The sequence below is a fragment of the Paenarthrobacter sp. Y-19 genome (assembly GCF_029223985.1).
GTDB classification, from domain to species: domain Bacteria; phylum Actinomycetota; class Actinomycetes; order Actinomycetales; family Micrococcaceae; genus Arthrobacter; species Arthrobacter nicotinovorans.
On record NZ_CP119414.1, the window covers coordinates 176825 to 195086 of the forward strand.

The 18262-nt window shown below is 63.7% G+C and carries 16 protein-coding genes; 8 read left to right on the forward strand and 8 right to left on the reverse strand.

Going from position 1 to position 18262, the window contains the following annotated elements; translation table 11 throughout:
* The first annotated feature begins 103 nt into the window (after positions 1–103).
* Genes PYR64_RS00890 through PYR64_RS00900 form a run of 3 tightly spaced genes read left to right on the forward strand, consistent with a single transcriptional unit; the run spans position 104 to position 3242 of the window.
* Complete coding sequence (locus tag PYR64_RS00890) at positions 104–1288, forward strand: GGDEF domain-containing protein (RefSeq protein ID WP_079582727.1); 1185 nt, start codon at positions 104–106, stop codon at positions 1286–1288.
* The gene (locus tag PYR64_RS00895) at positions 1285–1788 is read left to right on the forward strand and encodes a hypothetical protein (protein WP_275777781.1); all 504 of its coding nucleotides are present in this window, start codon (positions 1285–1287) and stop codon (positions 1786–1788) included. The genes PYR64_RS00890 and PYR64_RS00895 overlap by 4 nt, the downstream gene beginning before the upstream one ends.
* A complete protein-coding gene (locus PYR64_RS00900) occupies positions 1785–3242 on the forward strand; it encodes a bifunctional diguanylate cyclase/phosphodiesterase (RefSeq protein ID WP_275777783.1) in 1458 nt (485 codons plus the stop codon). Before PYR64_RS00895 ends, PYR64_RS00900 begins: the two co-directional genes overlap by 4 nt.
* A 26-nt stretch (positions 3243–3268) precedes the next feature.
* On the opposite strand, the gene purL is transcribed toward PYR64_RS00900, so the two are convergent.
* From purL to purS, 3 genes are read right to left on the reverse strand one after another with little or no spacing between them, the layout of a single operon-like run.
* A complete protein-coding gene (purL, locus tag PYR64_RS00905) occupies positions 3269–5578 on the reverse strand; it encodes a phosphoribosylformylglycinamidine synthase subunit PurL (RefSeq protein ID WP_275777785.1) in 2310 nt (769 codons plus the stop codon).
* The gene (gene purQ, locus PYR64_RS00910; RefSeq protein ID WP_018779992.1) at positions 5575–6351 is read right to left on the reverse strand and encodes a phosphoribosylformylglycinamidine synthase subunit PurQ; all 777 of its coding nucleotides are present in this window, start codon (positions 6349–6351) and stop codon (positions 5575–5577) included. The genes purL and purQ overlap by 4 nt, the downstream gene beginning before the upstream one ends.
* A gap of 1 nt (position 6352) precedes the next feature.
* Positions 6353–6604: a phosphoribosylformylglycinamidine synthase subunit PurS gene (gene purS / locus PYR64_RS00915; RefSeq protein WP_011773385.1), complete on the reverse strand. Its 252-nt coding sequence runs from the start codon at positions 6602–6604 to the stop codon at positions 6353–6355.
* A gap of 325 nt (positions 6605–6929) precedes the next feature.
* On the opposite strand from purS, the gene PYR64_RS00920 reads away from it, so the two are divergent.
* A complete protein-coding gene (locus PYR64_RS00920) occupies positions 6930–7112 on the forward strand; it encodes a hypothetical protein (RefSeq protein ID WP_018779991.1) in 183 nt (60 codons plus the stop codon).
* A gap of 127 nt (positions 7113–7239) precedes the next feature.
* A complete protein-coding gene (locus tag PYR64_RS00925; protein ID WP_018779990.1) occupies positions 7240–7530 on the forward strand; it encodes a DUF1540 domain-containing protein in 291 nt (96 codons plus the stop codon).
* A gap of 259 nt (positions 7531–7789) precedes the next feature.
* On the opposite strand, the gene PYR64_RS00930 is transcribed toward PYR64_RS00925, so the two are convergent.
* The gene (locus PYR64_RS00930; RefSeq protein WP_275777800.1) at positions 7790–8737 is read right to left on the reverse strand and encodes a phosphoglycerate dehydrogenase; all 948 of its coding nucleotides are present in this window, start codon (positions 8735–8737) and stop codon (positions 7790–7792) included.
* A gap of 236 nt (positions 8738–8973) precedes the next feature.
* On the opposite strand from PYR64_RS00930, the gene PYR64_RS00935 reads away from it, so the two are divergent.
* Both PYR64_RS00935 and PYR64_RS00940 read left to right on the forward strand, forming a co-directional pair.
* Positions 8974–11922, forward strand: a complete 2949-nt coding sequence (locus tag PYR64_RS00935; RefSeq protein WP_275777802.1) for an exo-alpha-sialidase — start codon at positions 8974–8976, stop codon at positions 11920–11922.
* 349 nt (positions 11923–12271) lie between these two features.
* Entirely contained in the window at positions 12272–15367 is a 3096-nt protein-coding gene (locus tag PYR64_RS00940) for a S8 family serine peptidase (protein WP_275780047.1), read from the forward strand.
* A gap of 66 nt (positions 15368–15433) precedes the next feature.
* Here PYR64_RS00940 and PYR64_RS00945 read toward each other — a convergent pair whose 3' ends face one another.
* The 4 genes from PYR64_RS00945 to PYR64_RS00960 are packed head-to-tail and all read right to left on the reverse strand — an operon-like array spanning position 15434 to position 17844.
* Positions 15434–15847 (reverse strand): serine protease inhibitor, encoded by a 414-nt coding sequence (locus PYR64_RS00945; protein WP_275777803.1) that lies wholly within the window; start codon positions 15845–15847, stop codon positions 15434–15436.
* Between the two features lie 29 nt (positions 15848–15876).
* On the reverse strand, positions 15877–16815 hold the full coding sequence (locus PYR64_RS00950; RefSeq protein WP_055977086.1) for a hypothetical protein: 939 nt from the start codon (positions 16813–16815) through the stop codon (positions 15877–15879).
* Positions 16802–17347: an SSI family serine proteinase inhibitor gene (locus PYR64_RS00955; protein WP_275777806.1), complete on the reverse strand. Its 546-nt coding sequence runs from the start codon at positions 17345–17347 to the stop codon at positions 16802–16804. The genes PYR64_RS00950 and PYR64_RS00955 overlap by 14 nt, the downstream gene beginning before the upstream one ends.
* 8 nt (positions 17348–17355) lie before the next feature.
* Positions 17356–17844 (reverse strand): MarR family transcriptional regulator, encoded by a 489-nt coding sequence (locus PYR64_RS00960; RefSeq protein WP_018779982.1) that lies wholly within the window; start codon positions 17842–17844, stop codon positions 17356–17358.
* Between the two features lie 114 nt (positions 17845–17958).
* On the opposite strand from PYR64_RS00960, the gene PYR64_RS00965 reads away from it, so the two are divergent.
* Positions 17959–18183 carry a hypothetical protein gene (locus PYR64_RS00965; protein WP_018779981.1) on the forward strand — a complete coding sequence of 75 codons (225 nt, stop codon included), beginning with the start codon at positions 17959–17961 and terminating at the stop codon, positions 18181–18183.
* The last annotated feature ends 79 nt before the right edge of the window (positions 18184–18262 follow it).

Genomic DNA, 18262 nt, shown 5'->3' on the forward strand with positions numbered 1-18262 from the left:
GTACCGCACCTGATCTTGAGCCAATCTTGAGCAAATGCCGCAGAGAGGTTGAGTAAGCACCGCCACACTGAATCCAAAGCCGCAGGATGACCAGCTGAGGGGGTTGGACACGGTGCTCGATCCGTTCTCTGTAAGAGTCGCCCTGGGCGTCGTCACAGTAACCCTCTTGGTGTTGTTCTGTACCTCCTTCCACCGCACCCGTTCGCCGTATGCCGGTTGGTGGAGCCTGGCCTTGCTGCAATTCATGGCCGGTAACACAGCCTTCCTGCTCAACGGGTCCCCGCATCAGCAATGGGCCAATCCGGTGGGAAACGTCCTGGTGGTGGCTGGAGCATTCAGCGTGTGGGCCGGAGCCCGCTCCTTGCGGGACCTCAAGACCGCCCGCTGGCAACTTGCCGCAGGTCCTGTGGTCACTGCTGTTGCTTCTGTCCTCGAAAGCCCCGCCACCAATGTCTGGTCCGGGGGCTTCGTCTATCTGGCCATGATGGCCACCGGGATTGCCTTGGCCGCCCGGGATCTTTGGCTGATCAAAGCTTCCCATTCCCAGGTCCACAAGGCTTTGTCGCTGGCAGCAGGTCTCCTGGCCACGTACTATCTGGGCCGCTTTACGGTCTATGCACTGGAAGGGCCGGCAAGTGAGGCCTTCCGTATGTACTTCGGTCCCGGACCGTCGGGCCTGGTTTCGCTGGTGCTGTTGGTGACGGTGTCCTTCAGTATGACGGCCCTCACCAGCGACCAACTCATCAAGGGTTTGAAGGAGCGGGCGGCCCGCGACCACCTGACCGGCCTGCTCAACCGTGGAACGTTCCTCGAACTGGCCACCACCGAGCTCCACCGTTTGTACTCCACAGGATCCGGCGCTGCCGTGGTCCTGGCAGACCTGGATCACTTCAAGGCAGTCAACGACGAATACGGTCATGGCGCCGGGGATGAGGCCTTGAAGGCCTTCGCTGCGGCCTGCGCCGCGTCCGTGAGGTCCACGGACCTCATTGGACGCTACGGCGGGGAGGAGTTCATCCTTTTCCTGCCCGGGGCCACACAGGAGCGGGCTGAGAGCATCGCCGTCGAAATCAGCCGCCGGACCGCAGGCATGCGCACACCGGAAGGTATCCCGTTCCCCACCATCAGCTATGGAGTTACGTCCAGCATCTCTGCCGGAGCCGATCTGAACTTCATGATCGAGGTAGCTGACGCAGCGCTTTACAGTGCCAAGGCACAAGGAAGAAACCGGATTGTAGGAGCCGACCGCCTCGAGGCGGCCACTATTGCGGATGAGGCACGATCATGACGCTCAATGAACTGACCACCAGGATCCAGATCCAGCACAGCCAGGAGTTGTCCGTCTTCAGGAAAGACATCACCAGTGCTCCCTACAAAGCCGGAACAGTCACATCCTTGAACGCGGACCGGCGCTCGGTGCGGATGGGTCCTGTCCAGTCCGTTGAGGACGGAAACGCCAACCTGACCATCGTGGCCGATGTTGAAGGCCTTGCCTGGTTCACTGCGGACAAGGGTCTCCTGGGAAGTTGCATCACAGTGTCCATCGCCGGCCACCGGCGGAACACCGGCACGCGCGTCCATCTCCCGCTAACTGAATGCGATGCCTGGATCGAGGCCATCCTGGGCGGGTCATGGATCACAAACGTCTACCGCATGGGCAACAAGGCAAAGCCCGACGGCCGGCTGGATATCGCTTCCTATCGCTTGTTCCTGGACGAGCACCGCAACCCGGTTCCCAAGCCCCAGGCCGTAGCCGATATGACGCTGCGCAGCCTGGACGAATCGTGACCAGTACCAAGCCTCGCCGGCTGGTGTCCACCGATGATGACGACCCCCGAATACAAAGCCTGGAACGGCAGGTCCGGGCACTCATGCAAGAACTCCATGAGGTCCGGAATGAACGACGCCATGAGGCCCTTACCGACCCCCTGACAGGTGTCGGCAACCGGCTGGCCCTGGCCGATGCCTTCAAGGAAGCCGCGGCTGCCATGGCCAACAGCATCGCCCCGCCCGCGCTGCTCCTGTTGAACCTGGACGGATTCAAGACGTTGAAGAACTCTGCGGGCCATGCGGCAGCGGACCAGGTTCTGGTCACCGTTGCCATGCGCATCCGCTCGGCAGTCCGGGAGAACGACGTCGTCACCCGCCTGGGTGGCGACGAATTCGCTGTGTTGATGCCCGGCACCCCCAAGAACCGGGCTGCCGCCGTGGGGAACCGCATCCTGGCCGCGCTGGAACCCGGCATCGACCTCGGCAACAACAGTGTCCAGTGTGCTGCCAGCATGGGCCTGCGGATCGCCGAGCCGCACCACACCTTGGAGGACCTCCTCCAGGAAGCCGATTTCGCCCTGGAGGAATCCAAGAGCGAGGGCCGGAACAAGCTCAAGCTGTTCGATCCCGTGACCCTGCATTCCCGGCAACTCCAGCGGCAGATCGTGGGCGACTTGAGGGAGGGGATCCGCTCTGAGCAGCTGGTCCTCTATTACCAACCAATCGTTGACCTTGCCACGGGAACCATTGAGGGTTGCGAGGCCCTGGTCCGCTGGAACCATCCGATACACGGGCTCATCATGCCGGACCAGTTCATTCCCGTGGCAGAGGCCACCGGGTTGATTGCGGAACTGGGCAGGTGGGTGCTTCGCACAGCAATGCGCCAGCTGAGGCAGTGGCGGGATAACCCGGCGACGTCGGATCCCGCCTTCTCCATGCGCATCAACGTCTCTGCCGCCGACCTTCAAAGCCTGGAATTCGTGGACGACGTCCGCGACGTTCTCCAAAAGGAAGGATTGTCCTCGGATTCGCTGGTCCTGGAACTTACCGAGAGCGCCATCATCCAGAACAACGAGCTGGACCGTTACACCCTGATGAGCTTGCACAGGCTGGGTGTAGGCCTGGAGATAGACGATTTCGGCGCCGGTTATTCCTCGATGGGCTACCTGCGCAAACTCCCCGTGGATCGGGTGAAGGTCGACCGGCAGTTCGTGAAGGACCTGGAGAAGGACCCGTCCCAGCTGGAGTTCCTGGCGGCAATCCAGCAAGTCATCCGCTCGTGCGGGCTGGAAGGGGTCTGGGAAGGCATTGAGACAGCGCGGGAAGCGGAGTTGCTGCGGAGTATTGGCTGCACGAGCGGACAGGGGTATTTCTTCGGCAGGCCGTTGCCCGAAGCCGACTTCCTTGCCCGGTTAAAGGAAACGCGAGGTCACTTATGGCCCATCCCGGAGGGATTTACGGGCCATAAGTGACCTCGCGTCACTTCAGGCGGAGAGGATCAGCCGAAGTACTTCGGCAGGGTTCCTTCGTGGGCTTCGCGCAGGGCGTCCAGCGAGAGCTCATCCACGCCGTTGATCTCCAGCTTTCCACCGGCAGCGTCAACGACGCCGATCCGGAGGTGGGCGAAGCCACGGGCGGTGCACATGTCCTTGAAGCGGACTTCCTCGGAGCGCGGCACGGACACGATGGCCCGGGCCTGGGACTCGGAGACGAGGGCCGTGAACAGGTCCACGCCGTCGCGCTCCATGAGTTCCTCAAGGGCGATGCGGGCGCCGACGCCGTAGCGCAGCGAGGACTCCACCAAAGCAGCCGCGAGGCCACCTTCGGAGAGGTCGTGTGCCGCGTCGACCATGCCGTCGCGTGAAGCGTTGATCAGGATTTCACCCAGTGCACGCTCAGCTGCGAGGTCAACCTTCGGCGGCAGGCCACCGAGATGTCCGCGCAGGTTGGACCATTCTGAACCATCCAGCTCAGCTGCGGTGGTACCCAGCAGGTAGATGGCCTGGCCATCTTCACGCCAGCCCGACGGCGTACGGCGGGCGACGTCGTCAAGCTTGCCCAGGACCGCCACAACGGGGGAGGGGTGGATCGGCGTGGTGCCGGTCTGGTTGTACAGAGAGACGTTGCCGCCGGTTACCGGGATGCCAAGTTCCATGCAGGCGTCCGAGAGGCCACGGATGGCCTCGGCGAGCTGCCACATGACATCCGGGTCCTCGGGGGAACCGAAGTTCAGGCAGTCGCTGACGGCCATCGGAACGGCGCCGGAGGTAGCGACATTGCGGTAGGCCTCAGCCAGTGCAAGCTGTGCGCCCTGGTACGGCTCAAGGTAGGTGTAGCGGCCGTTGGCGTCGGTGGCCAGGGCAACGCCCAGGCCCGTTTCCTCGTCAACACGGACTACGCCGGCGTCATCCGGGAACGCCATGGCGGTGTTGCCGCCAACGTAGCGGTCGTACTGCTTGGTGATCCAGGACTTGCTGCACATGTTGGGCGATGCCACCAGTTCGGTGACAGCCGCAGCCAGCTCGGTGGGAGCCGACGGGCGGCCGGCGTCCTCAACGGAACCGGTGAAGGAGTTTGCCTGGACGGAATCCTGCCACTCCGGACGGGCGAACGGACGGTCGTAGACCGGGCCGTCGTGCGCGACGGTGCGGGGATCGACGTCGACAATTACTTCGCCTTCCCAGGTGATGATGAGGCGGCCGGTGTCGGTGACTTCACCCAACCAGGAGTACTCCACGGCCCACTTGTCCATCACGGCTTCGAAGGCTTCGATGTTCTCCGGGGTAACGACGGCCATCATGCGTTCCTGCGACTCGGACATGAGGATCTCGCCCGGGGTCAGCGTGGGGTCGCGCAGCAGGACCGAGGTCAGCTCGACCTCCATGCCGCCGTCGCCGTTGGAGGCGAGCTCGGACGTGGCGCAGGAAATGCCTGCAGCGCCGAGGTCCTGGATACCTTCAACCAGGGAGCCCTTGAAGAGCTCAAGGCAGCACTCGATGAGGACCTTCTCAGCGAACGGGTCGCCCACCTGGACGGCCGGGCGCTTGGACGGCTTGGTGTCATCGAAGGACTCCGAGGCCAGCACCGAGGCGCCGCCAATGCCGTCGCCGCCGGTGCGGGCACCGAAGAGGACAACCTTGTTGCCCTTGCCGGAGGCGTTGGCCAGGCGGATATCCTCGTGGCGCATTACGCCCACGGCCAGCGCGTTCACCAGCGGGTTGCCCTGGTAGACGGAGTCGAAGACCATTTCGCCACCGATGTTCGGCAGGCCAAGGCAGTTGCCGTAGCCGCCGATGCCGGCAACGGCACCGTGCATGACGCGTGCGGTGTCCGGGTGGTCGATGGCGCCGAAGCGCAACGGGTCCATCACGGCTACCGGGCGGGCGCCCATGGAAATGATGTCGCGGACGATGCCGCCGATGCCGGTAGCGGCACCTTGGTACGGCTCAACGAACGACGGCGAGTTGTGGGACTCGATCTTGAACGTTACGGCCCAGCCGTCGCCCAGGTTGGTGACGCCGGCATTCTCGCCGATGCCCACCAGCATGTCCTTCTTCATTTCCTCGGTGACCTTCTCGCCGAACTGGCGGAGGTGGTTCTTGGAGGACTTGTAGGAGCAGTGCTCGCTCCACATGACCGAGTACATGGCCAGCTCGGCACCGGTGGGGCGCCGGCCAAGGACCTTGACGATCTCGTCGAATTCGTTCTGTTTCAGGCCCAGCTCGGCCCACGGGAGTTCCGTGTCCGGGGTCTTGGCAGCGTGCTCAACGGTGTCGATGTTGAACTTCTTGGTGGTTTCCGTGGTCACTTGTCGCCTCCCACAATCTTGGTCAGTACGGAGGTGAAGAAGCCCAGGCCGTCGGTGTCGCGGGGTTCGCCGTTCAGCGACTCGGGGCCGAAGCCGGCCTCCACTGCGTGCTCGGGGTGGGGCATGAGGCCCACCACGTTGCCGGCTGCGTTGGAGATACCGGCGATGTCGCGGCGGGAGCCGTTTGGGTTGAAGCCCACGTAGCGGAACACCACGCGGCCCTCAGCCTCAAGGGCGTCCAGGGTCTTCTCGTCGGCGATGTACTGTCCGTCCTGGTTCTTCAACGGCACGATGATTTCCTGGCCATCGGTGTAGTCCACGGTCCAGGCTGTGTTGGCGTTTTCCACGCGCAGCGTCTGGTCGCGGCAGATGAACTTCAGGTGGTCGTTCTTGATCATGGAACCGGGCAGCAGGTGCGACTCGGTGAGGATCTGGAAGCCGTTGCAAATACCCAGGACCGGGAGCTTGGCGTCGGAGTTCGCGGCGTCGATGATCTTGGACATCAGCGGTGCGAAACGCGAGATGGCGCCTGCGCGGAGGTAGTCGCCGTAGGAGAATCCGCCGGGGATGATGACTGCGTCAACATCGCCGAGTTCGGAGTCGGCATGCCAGAGCGGCACCGCTGTGCCACCTGCGAGACGCACTGCACGGGCGGCGTCGCGGTCGTCAAGGGTGCCGGGGAAGGTGACGACGCCGATCTTGGCACCAGCGAGGCCACGAGCACCATAAGCGTCGGCGGCGATAGCCTCGCCGATCAGGGGGAGTGAAGTCATATCAGGCCTCGACGACCTCGACGTTGACGACATCCTCGATCACCGGGTTGGACAGGAGGGTCTCGGCAGCTTCGCGGGCCTGGGCCAGGATAGCGTCGGTCACCTCGCCGTCGACAGTCAGTTCAAAGCGCTTGCCCTGGCGGACTGCGCTGAAGCTGTTGAAGCCGAGGCGGGGCAGTGCACCCACGATGGCCTTCCCCTGGGGGTCCAGAATCTCGGGCTTGGGCATGACGTCAACGACGATCCGGGGCATCCGGTAACTCCTGTGCGTGAGTTGGGTGAACCTTAAATAAGGCTGCCGCGGAGATGCCGTCTCACGCCGTTCAGCCGCATTCAAACAGCGTTATGGACACAGGGTTAAACACGGTTGTGAACTGCATTGTTTGAACGGCATGGGGGCGCTCCGCGAGCTTGCACAACCATTCTACCGGGAGCGGCGCACATACCCTATTCAGCCCGATTCTGCGAGGACACCCCGCCGTCACGGCGGAAATCGTGCCAAGGGAACGTCCGACGGCGGCAGGCACGAGCGCCTGTCGGCGCTGGCCGCCGCGGCCCGGCGTCACTAGGATTGCCGCATGGCTGAAAAACCGAAATCGATGGTGCTGGGTGTTGTGGCCGCAGCCGTTTTTGCAGGTTTGGGCCGCATGGTCATCCAAAAGATCAGGGCTGACAAAGCTGCCCGCGACCACAGGGTGACAGCTCCCTTGGACGCGGAGACCCGGGCGAAAATCAGCGACGCCCTGCGCGGACCCCGGTAGGGAACCTGACATTAGCGCACGTACAAATGCGCTATTCAAAGGGGTTAAACGGCGTGATTCCGGCGTACTTTGGAGATACACGCGGGGGTTCACCCCCCTGGTAACACAAAGATAACCAGGAGGACCAATGACCGATCACATTGCAGAAGTATCCGCCTGTAGCGTTGGCAGCTGCGGATTCAACCACGATGGCTGCACCGCTTTTGGAATCACCATCGGCGGAACCCAGGACCACGCTTCCTGCGCAACTTTCATTGACACCAATGCCATGGGCGGCCTGCCCAAGGTCCTGGCCCACGTCGGCGCCTGCCAGCGGTCCGAGTGCGTCCACAACAACAACCTCATGTGCGAGGCCCACGACGTCAAGGTCGGACCCGGCCGCGAAGCCGCCGATTGCCTTACCTACGAGCACGCCTGATTGCTGACTAAGCGAAAAGTGGGCCCACCTCCTGTGAACTGAGCACTGGGGAGGTCGGGCCCGTTTTTGCTGTCAGGCTATTGCCCTGCGGTCCTGGATGTGGCCGACGTGGAGGGCGTTGGCTGCTGCGGAGCCGGGCTCGTCCGCTGCATTCCGTTGATCAGGAGTTGGGTGTGCAGGTACATAGGTTTCCTCACGTTGGCTCATGCACTACGTGGGATGGGAACCCAAGGAATTTCGCAAGTAAGTGGAGATTCGTTCAGCCCGCCACTTGATTGGCGAGCGGCTTGCCTTCCTTGAGGGCGGAAATGTTGGCCAAGACCAGCTTCGCCGAACCCTTGGGGCGGTTGCCCGCGACGTGGGGCGTGATGATCAGGTTGGGCGCCGACCACAATTCCGAATAGGCCGGCAGTGGTTCCACCTTGGTCACATCCAGTGCTGCTGATCGCAGGCGGCCCTCCTTCAGCGCTGCCAGCAGCGCGTCTTCATCCACCGTCGCGCCGCGGCCCACGTTGACGAACACAGCGGTCGCCGGCAGATGACGCAGGACCTCGTCATTGAGGGCGTCGGCGGTTTCCGGGGTCGCGGGCAATATTGAAATCAGCACGTCCGTGGTGCCCAGGACCTCCGGGAACCCATCCGCGGCCACCACCGGGAAGCCATAGCGCTCGCCGGCGGAACTTGCGACGCCGGTGACCTCCGCGCCCAGCGCGGCCAGCAGGGGAGCCAGCCGCCCGGCGATGGAACCGAACCCCCAAATGGTGACCTTGGCGCCGTCGAGCGTGTAGAGCTGTTCGGTGCCGGGGTTGGACTGCTCGGCGTTGTACGGCTGGTTCCAGGTAGCGGCTTTTTGCGATTCCAGGAGGACATCCAGGCGCCGCACGGCAGCCAGGACCAGCGCCAGCGCGTGTTCAGCGACCGGGCCGTCGTGGAGTGAGCGTCCGGACGTGATGGCTGTGGTGTCCCCGAATCCAGCGGCGAGTACGGAGTCGGGTCCGGCTGCGAGCGTCTGGACCAGCTTGAGTGAGGTCATTTCCTTGGCGGCATCGGCGAGGTTCTCCGACGTGTTCCGCCATGCCACCAGAACCTCTGCGTCGCGGTGCTCGCCGGGGATGGGCTTGTCCACTGCGTAGACCACGATCTCGTCCCCGGAGGTTGCGGGATCGGAAAGGTCCAGTTCGATGGTGTCCGGGATGAGGATTTTCACGGCAACTCCAAGGTTTACGGGCGTCGGGCAGTTTGCACTCGAGGCTACCGCTTTATCCCGCCGCGCATCTGCTCCTGCTCCATCTCTGGCAATGTGACGGCCAGCACTCTATGGTTGTAGGACGTTCGACGTAGCACGTAACACGAACGCCCATCACGAGGTAGCACTACACGCAAATCCCTGAACCAACCACGCGTGAAGTGCCAACCCGGAGCCGATTCGAAAGGACACTGGATTTGAAATCCATACCCCCTGCACCATCGCTCGCCCGCATCGCAGCTGCCGGGACCCTGAGCCTGGGCCTGCTGGCCGGGCTCGGCCTTCCGGCCACCGCCGCCCCCATCCCGCCCAACAACCCCTCTGCATCCCCCGGCACCTTCACCGAGGCCAACATCGCCGCTGACCGCACGGCTGCCAACTTCTTCTACCGGATCCCCGCCCTGACCTATCTGGGCAACAATGTGGTGTTGGCAGCCTGGGACGGACGTCCCGGCTCAGCGGCCGACGCACCCAACCCGAACTCGATAGTCCAACGCCGCAGCACTGATGGCGGCCAGACCTGGGGGCCGGTGCAGGTCATCGCTGCGGGTCACGTGGCTGACGCCAGCGGACCCAAATACGGTTACAGCGACCCCTCCTACATCTACGACGCGGAAGCAGGCAAGGTCTTCGCTTTCTTCGTCTACTCCAAGGACCAAGGCTTCGGCGGCAGCCAGTTCGGCAACGACGACGCCGACAGGGCAGTGATCTCCTCGGCAGTCATCGAGTCCTCCGACGGCGGAATCACCTGGAGCCAGCCCCGGCTCATCACCAACGTGACCAAGCCCGGGACCAGCAAGACCAGCCCGGCGGCCGGGGACGTCCGCTCGAACTTTGCCTCCTCCGGCGAAGGCATCCAGCTCAAGTACGGCCAGTACAAAGGCCGGCTCATCCAGCAGTACGCCGGCGATGTGCGCCAGGCCGACGGCACCAACAAGATCCAGGCCTACAGCGTCTATTCGGACGATCACGGCGCCACCTGGCACAAGGGTGCCAACGTCGGTGACCGGATGGACGAAAACAAGACCGTTGAACTCTCCGACGGCCGTGTCCTCCTGAATTCCCGGGACAATGCCAACCAGGGCTACCGCAAGGTGGCCGTTTCCACTGACGGCGGCGCCACGTACGGTCCGGTCACGCAGGACACGGAGCTTCCGGATCCCGCCAACAACGGAGCCATCGCGCGCATGTTCCCGAACGCCGCGCAGGGCTCGGCCGATGCCAGGAAGCTCATCTTCACCAACGCCAACTCCAAGACCGGCCGCGAAAATGTCTCCGCCCGTGTCTCCTGCGACGACGGGGCTACGTGGCCGGGCGTCCGCACCATCCGCTCCGGTTTCTCCGCGTACTCCACTGTGACCCGGCTGGAGGATGGCAAGTTCGGCGTGCTCTACGAGGGCAACTACACGGACAACATGCCGTTCGCCAAGTTCGACGACGCCTGGCTGAACTACGTTTGCGCACCGTTGTCCGTGCCGGCCGTCACCGCTGCTCCCGGAGCTACGCAGCAAGTGCCGGTAACCGTGACAAACCAGGAAGCCACCACGCTCACTGGCGCCAACGCCACTGTTTACACACCCAGCGGCTGGTCGGCCACCACAGTGCCGGTTCCTGACGTCGCGCCGGGAGCCTCGGTCACCGTCAACGTAGCCCTCACCGCACCGGCAAACGCCAGCGGGCCGCAGAACCTCAACGCGGCCTTCACGACGGCGGATGGCCGGGTTTCGCAGTTCACCTTCACCGCCACCGTGCCGGTGGCGCCCCAGGTTGGCCTCACCATCACCGGTTCTGCACCCGCACGCGATGTCGTGGCCAGCCCCTACCAGGTGGGCGAAGTCCTCAGCTACTCGTTCAATGTCAAGAGCACGGCCAATGTCACGGCCAACTCCGTACCGGTCTCGGGAACCTTCGATTCCGGCTTCCTGCCGCCCTCGGCTCCCAACTGCCGGTTCAACAACCTGGCCGCAGGCGCCGCGTACAACTGCACCACTGCCAAGCATGTGATCACGGCTGCGGACGTCCAGCGTGGCTACTTCGTGCCCGACGCGAGCTTCAGCGTCACAGCCAGCGCGACGCCGTCGCTCAGCAAAACGGTGCAGTTCACTGGTGCTGCGGTCGCGTTGCGCGACGGTCTGCTGACGGCCGACATCAGCGGGGCGCGTGCCGACGTCGGGCGTGACCTCGCAACCCGGCCCTACGCCGCAGGTGAGCTGGTCCCGTACACGTTCACGGTGAAGAACACGAGCCCTTTGGTGGAGAAAACAGTCCCCACCGCCGGCAACTTCAGCCCGTTCCTTCCCGAGGGTCCGGGGAACTGCCGTTACAGCGTGTTGCCGGCGGGGCAAAGTTACGAGTGCACCACCCCGCGGCACACGGTGACTGCCGCCGAAGCCGAGCAGGGCTTCTTCGTCCCGGACACCACCTGGGAGGTCAGCGCTGCCGGCCAAAGCACCAAGACCATTACGGTGAACGGCGGCGAGGTGGACCTCAAAGTGCGCGAACCGAAGCTTGCGGCAACGGTTTCCGCTGAATGGCGGGACGCTGACGGAGATCGTTTCGCCAGCCCTGGTGATCCCGTGACCTACACGTACACGGTGGGCAACGCGGGCAACGTTGCGGTAACCGGGTTGGAGGCCCCCGACGCCGGTATTTCCGCAGTCGCGCTTGCTGAGGGCGCCACGGTGACGTCCACCCGGGAGCATGTCCTGACAGCTGCGGACGTGGCCGCCGGAAGCCTTGCGGCAGTGGGTTTCGAGGCGACGGCCCGCAACGGTGCAACGGAAGTGGCTGCGGCTGCGGCAGCGGATCCGCTGGTACTGACTGTCCAGCCGGCCAAGCCGGGCAACGTGCCTGCGCTGACAGTCCAGGACTTCGATGGCCGGACGCCGCCCTTTGACCTGGGCACGACGGACAAGTACCGGACCGGACAGAAGGTAGAGCTCAAGGGTCTTGAATACGGTCAGTGGTACTACGTCTATCTCAACAAGACGATGTACCGTCTCGGCTGGATCTTCCCCACCACCGATAACACCGTGGAGTTCATCCTGCCTTCGGATGTCAAGAACGGCCGCGACGACGTCGTGGTCCTGGACAAGGATGGCGTGCAGGTTTCGTTTGACCGGCTCCAGGTGACACCCAAGGGCTAGTCCTTTACGGCTGGCTGCACACGACGGACCGCAGGGTTGTTCCCTGCGGTCCGTTGCTGCTTTCCATGACGAATCGCGGCCATTGTGACAAGACAAATTCGCTGAAATGTGCTGTATGTCATATTCGGCTCTCAGTAGATACTCTATGACTCGGCTGGTTGTGCGGCTTTGACAAGAACTGTCAAAGGTTCAACCATCTGAAAGTTGACAGGCCTTGGCGATGGAGCCCGGGCCTCCTCAGTGAAAGGTGCAACCACTCGTGAAATCACAAGGAAAGAGCTTCGTCAGAAGCGGGGGACTCCGGAAGGCCGCGGTGCTTGCCGTCGGCCTGCCGTTGCTGCTCTCGTCCATGGCGATGCCGGCCCAGGCCGCCCCTGCCCCGGAGGCGCCCGGAAATGTTGCAGGCGTGGCCAAGAAGAACCTTGACCCCGGTTCCTACAAGGACGGCCGCTACATGGTGGTCCTTGCCGAAAAGCCTGCGGCAACCTACGACGGCGGCACGGCAGGGCTCGCGCCGACCAAACCGGAGGAAGGCAAAAAGCTCGACGCCGACAGTGCCGAGGTGAAGGAATACCAGCAGCACCTGCAGCAGAAGCAGCAGGAAGTTGCCCGGCAGGAAAACGTCACCATCAAGCGCGAGTTCACCACCGCCGTCAACGGCTTCAGCGCCAACCTGACCGCGGACCAGGCCATCAACCTTGCCAAGGATCCCAAAGTCCTGATGGTCGCACCGGACACGCAATACGCTCCGGACTACTCCACCACCGACTTCCTGAAGCTCAGCGGCCCAAACGGCACCTGGGCCACCCAGTATGGCGGGCAGGAGAATGCCGGCAAGGGCACGGTCGTGGGCGTCATCGACACCGGCTACACCCCTTCAAACCCGTTCTTCGCCGGTGAGCCCGTGGGTCCGCTGGTCGGCAACCCCCAGGTTGGCGTTCCCTACCGCACTGCAGACGGCAAGATCGCCATGCTCAAGGCCGACGGCGACACTTTCGTCGGCGAATGCCAGCCGGGCACCGGGACGGGCGCCGACTACGACGGCAGCGCCTGCAACTCCAAGGTCCTCAGCACCCACTACTTCGCAGACGCCTTCCTTGAAACAGTTCCCCCGGAAAACCGGGCTCCCGAAGAAGTCATTTCAGCGGTGGACGTGGACAGCCACGGCACCCACACCGCCAGCACGGCAGCAGGCAACGGCAACGTTGACGCCGTCGTGGATGGCAGGAGCTTCGGAACCACCAGCGGCATTGCACCGGCCGCCAAGCTCTCCATCTACAAAGTCTGCTGGGAAGACACCGATCCCGCCACCGGTGGCTGCTACGGCTCCGCTTCCGTGGATGCGATCGAGCAGGCCATCCTGGACGGCGTGGACGTACTGAACTACTCCATTTCCGGTTCCACCACTTCCACCACGGATCCGGTGTCGCTGGCATTCCTGTCCGCAGCGTCAGCCGGCATCTTCGTCGCCACCTCGGCCGGCAACTCCGGACCAACCGCCAGCACCGTCAATCACGGAGCTCCCTGGCTGACCACCGTTGCTGCGACGTCCTTCTCCCAGGAACTCCAGGGCACAGTTGAATTCTCCGACGGCAGCAAGTTCCGCGGAGCGAGCATCATGAACCGCGAGGTGAGCGGGGCCGGCGTCGTGCTGTCCACCAACGCCGCAAGCGGCCAAGGTAACGCAGCGCTGTGTGCTCCCGGGTCCCTGGACCCGGCAAAGGTTGCCGGCAAGGTTGTTGTTTGTGACCGTGGCGTGGTTGACCGCACCGCCAAGAGCGCTGAAGTCCTGCGCGGCGGTGGCGTTGGCATGATCCTCGTCAACCTGACGGACTCGTCGCTGGATACTGACAAGCACGTCATTCCCACCGTGCACGTGAACCCGCCCGCCACGCAGACCATCAAGGACAAGGTCACGGCAAACCCGGCCATCACTGTGTCCCTGTTGAACCGCGACACCACGGGACTGCCGGCCGAAGCACAGCCGCAGATCGCCGGGTTCTCCTCGCGCGGGCCGCTGCTTGCCACTGACTCGGACCTGCTGAAGCCGGATGTTTCGGCACCCGGTGTCGCCATCCTCGCAGGTGTATCCCCGATCGGAACCGGAGGCGACAACTTCGGCTTCCTGTCCGGAACGTCCATGGCTTCACCGCACGTGGCCGGTTTCGGCGCATTGATCCTCGGCAAGAACCCGCAGTGGTCCCCGGCTACGGTGAAGTCCGCCATGATGACCACCGCTGGTCCGGTCAAGCTGGCCAACGGCGCCGTCAACAAGGACGTCTTCGCCACCGGCGCCGGACAGGTTGATCCGGCAAAGGTCCTCAACCCGGGCCTGGTCTACGACGCCACCACCGAGGACTACCTGAAGTTCATCCAGGGCACCGGGATGGACCTGGGCATGGAAGGGCTCGGCACCACGGCCGCGCGCGACATGAACGTTCCCTCCTTCGCGCTGGGCAACCTGGCCGGCAAGATCGAGGTCACGCGTACGCTGACTGCGCTGACGCCGGGCACCTACAGGGCCACGGCCAACGTTCCGGGCGTCAACGTCAAGGTGACACCGTCCGTGCTGACCTTCGGTGCGCCCGGTGAAAAGAAGACCTTCAAGGTCCAGTTTGAGAACAAGAACGCCGAACTGGGCAAGTTCGCCATGGGTTCGCTCAACTGGCAGGGTGCCAACAAGACCGTCACCTCGCCGATCGCCGTCCGTCCGCAGTCCGTCATCGCGGACAAGGCCCTGGCCTTCACCGGCACGGGCCCCAACGGCTCGGGCACCATCAACATCACCTCCGGCACCAACCTGCCGGTGGGTGTGACCATTGATGGCCTGTCCAAGGCTGATTCTTCGGCTATCGAGCTGGTTCCCGGCCCGTTTGCCGGCCAAACCAACGCATCGAACTTCGTGAAGAAGGTGACCGTTGGTGAGGGCAGTGCCCTGGCCAAGTTCTCGGTGATCTCCTCCAATGAGGCCGCCGACTTCGACATGCTGGTCCTGACTCCGTCCGGTCAGCAGCTGCCGGCCGCAACGGCATCCGCCAGCGAAACCCTGTCCGTTCCCAACCCGGCCCCGGGTGACTACTTTGTCTACGCCAACCTCTACGCCAGCCCCAACAACCAGCCCACCAAGGCAACCGTTGATGCTGCAGTGCTGGGGGCCAACCAGGGCAACGCCACCGTGACGCCGAATCCGATCCGACTCGCCAACGGCAAGACGGGCCAGATTTCGCTGAACTGGAAGAACCTGGAACCGGGTTCCTACATCGGCCGCCTGACCTTCGCAGGAACCAGCGAGCCGAGCTTCGTCACGGTCCTGGTCAACCCCGGCGGAGCTGTTGTGGTTCCGGATGAGGAAGACCCCAAGAAGGACAAGAAGGACAAGAAGGACAAGAAGCCGCGGGGCAAGATCCGCGGCGATGAGCCGACTCAGAGCAACAACGCCGGCTAAAACTCTGCGGGACACGCAAATGGGCTGAGGACATCCGAATCCGGGCGTCCCCAGCCCATTTGCGTGTCATGAGCCGGAAGTTGCGCCTCCGGTATTGCCCAGCAACGCCGCCATGGTCTTCCACCGGGCGATCTCGCAACCATCCGTCCTGCTGAAATGGCTATGGACTTTACGCCCACGGAACCATCCCCGGACTTCGGCTACCTGCGGGCCCCCGTACTGTTGCGTGCAGATCCGGTCCGGCCGCGGCTGCGGGAAGAAGATCTCCTCCCCGAACTGCTCGACGGCGGCAAGCGCCGCCGTCGCATCCGGCAGGTTTGAGTCGACCGAGTCCGGGTCGGGGGAGAGGACACCCCCTGCCGACCGGAGGTGGAATATCCGGCTGTCAGCGCCCGGTGACTCTGTCAGCGTGACAGTGAGGTCGACGTCGTATTCGCTTGCGTTTGCGTCGGTGGTGTCGCTGTTGCTTGGGGAAACCATGGTGACCTTTCGCTGGTGGCGTCGGGTGCTCAGGCGGCCGCGCCGCTCAGCTCGTCCAAGAGCGGGCTTACTGCCTGAAGCACGCGGGCCCGCAGCTCCTGGGATTCGGCTGCGAAAGCCCGCTGGTACTCAACGTACTCGGCCTTGCCCTGCGGTGTCTCAATCCTGATGGGCGGGTAGCCCCATTCTTCGAGATCGTACGGAGAAGCCTGCATGTCCATGGCCCGGATCCGCCACGACAACTCAAAGCAGTCCATCACCAGCCCGCTTGGCAACGCGGGCGTCAGTTTGTAGGCCCACTTGTACAGGTCCATGTTGGCGTGCAGGCAGCCCGGTTGCTCCATGGTCCGCTGGTTTTCGCGGGTTGGCGTGAGCTCATTAAGGGGCAAGGCGTCGGGGGTGTAGAAGCGGAAGGCATCGAAGTGGGAGCAGCGGATCCGGTTCTCTTCCACCACGGTGTCAGTACCCTCGCCGCCCAGCCTGAGCTTGAGGTATTCGTGGCGCAGCTCGAACTTTTCCTGCCGGTACACCATGGCCCACTCGTGCAGGCCGAAGCAGCCGAACTGGGCCGGACGTTTCGCGGTCCCGGAGAGGATGATGCCCGCGAAGCGGACGGCCTCGGCGCGGTCGGCCAGGAAGCCGGCCCGGTCGAAGGTGACCGCCGGTGTACCCGAGGGCAGCCCCAGTGAGGCGAGTTCGCCGTCGTCGGGTGTCCTGTAGAACTTCCACGCGCTGCGCTCCAATGCCCGCTCACCGCTGAGGACTACGGCATCCCCGGGGTGCCAGCGAAGCAACTGGCCCGGCTTCTGGGTGTAGTAGGTGAAGAGGAAGTCCTCCACGGGGTGCTTCTTCCCGGCCGAACGCCGGGCCAAGTACGGGTCCGCATAGCGTGCGACCCGAGTGTGATGGGCAGCCTCCAGCCCAAGCCATTCCTCTTGGGGGAGGTGTCGCAGCCTAGAAACCGCCATCTGATCCGAGGACGCTCTTGGCGACGTCCCACATACCGATCTGGCAGCCGTCGGTGCGGTTGAAGGCCGCGACTACTTCCTTGCCGTCCACGGCGCCGGTCACCTTGGCGGTTGCGGGGCCGCCGTACTGCATGGTGCAGGCCCGATCGGCCCGGGGCGGAGCCGGGCTGAGCATGGAGGGGTTGTTCTTGATCGCGGCGCATGCTTCGGCGGCCGACGGGTGGTTGCTCTCCGCAGCGGGAGTTCCGCCCGTGCAGACAAGGGTGAAGGTCTTGGGCGCGGCCTCGTGGGTTTCCAGGAGTGTGATGCTCAGTTCAGCGTCGCCGCGTCCGTCCGTCGCCGATTGGCTGCCGCCCGCCGTCGGGGTGCTGCTGGTGGAGGGGCTGCCGGGTGCCGTGCTGCTGCTTGAAGGGCCCGACGTCGGCGCCTGGGTTGGGGTGCCTGTGGAACCTGGTGAGGGGGCGCCGGAGCATGCGGCGAGGCTTGCGACAGCAAGTACTGCCAGTAACGGGCGGACACTTCGCATGCTCATGGGATCTCCTAGGTTGCCTCCATTTTACGTGGCTCGTCGGCGGTGCGCTGAGTGGCGGCAATCAGGCCGGTCATCGCTTGGTGGAGCTCGGCTACTTCTTCGCGGCTGAGGTGCAGGCGATTGCGGATTTCGCCGGGCACAGCCGTGGCCTGTGCGCGGAGGGCCGCTCCCTTGTCAGTGAGGGTGATGGCCAGTGCGCGCTCATTACCGGGCACGCGCTCGCGGGTGATGAGCTGTGCTTCTTCCAGGCGTTTGAGCAAGGGGGAGAGGGTGGCGGGATCGTGGAGCAGGCTGTCGCTGATGTCTTTCAGTGTCCTCGGGCTGCGTTCCCACAGTGCCAACATCACCAAGTACTGGGGGTGGGTCAGGCCGAGCTTTTCAAGAACGGGCTTGTAGACACCCACAACGCTGCGCGAGGCTACGGTGAGGGCAAAGCACAGTTGGCGCTCCAGAAGGAGGTCATCGGTTTCCTGGCTGGTATCGCTGATGGTCGTCATGGCTTCCTCCTGCTTGCTGCACTGACGAGGCTACACCGAACCAATTAGTTAGTGTACTAATGATTAGCGTACTATGAACGTATAGAGTCGTCGAACACTGAGGAGTCGATCCGCGTGGCAAAGGAATCCTTCACCCGGAAATTCATGCGCGCAACCGGAAAGTTTCGCGTGATTTTTGGTCCGGCACACAGCAGCTCCCTGGATCACGAAATGACGGAAGCCAACCGGAAGCTGCTCGCCCAGCGCCAAGCGGAGACCCAGCAGTGGGAAACCCTCCGCCGTCCGGATGGCAGTACCTACGTGGTTCCCCGCAATCCGGACGACAAGTCCCTGCGCTAAACCCCTTCTCCTCTCGCCGAGGTGGCACTTAATGACAATGCCGGGCAGGCAAAGTCAATTGGTGGGAGCAACGCTGGGG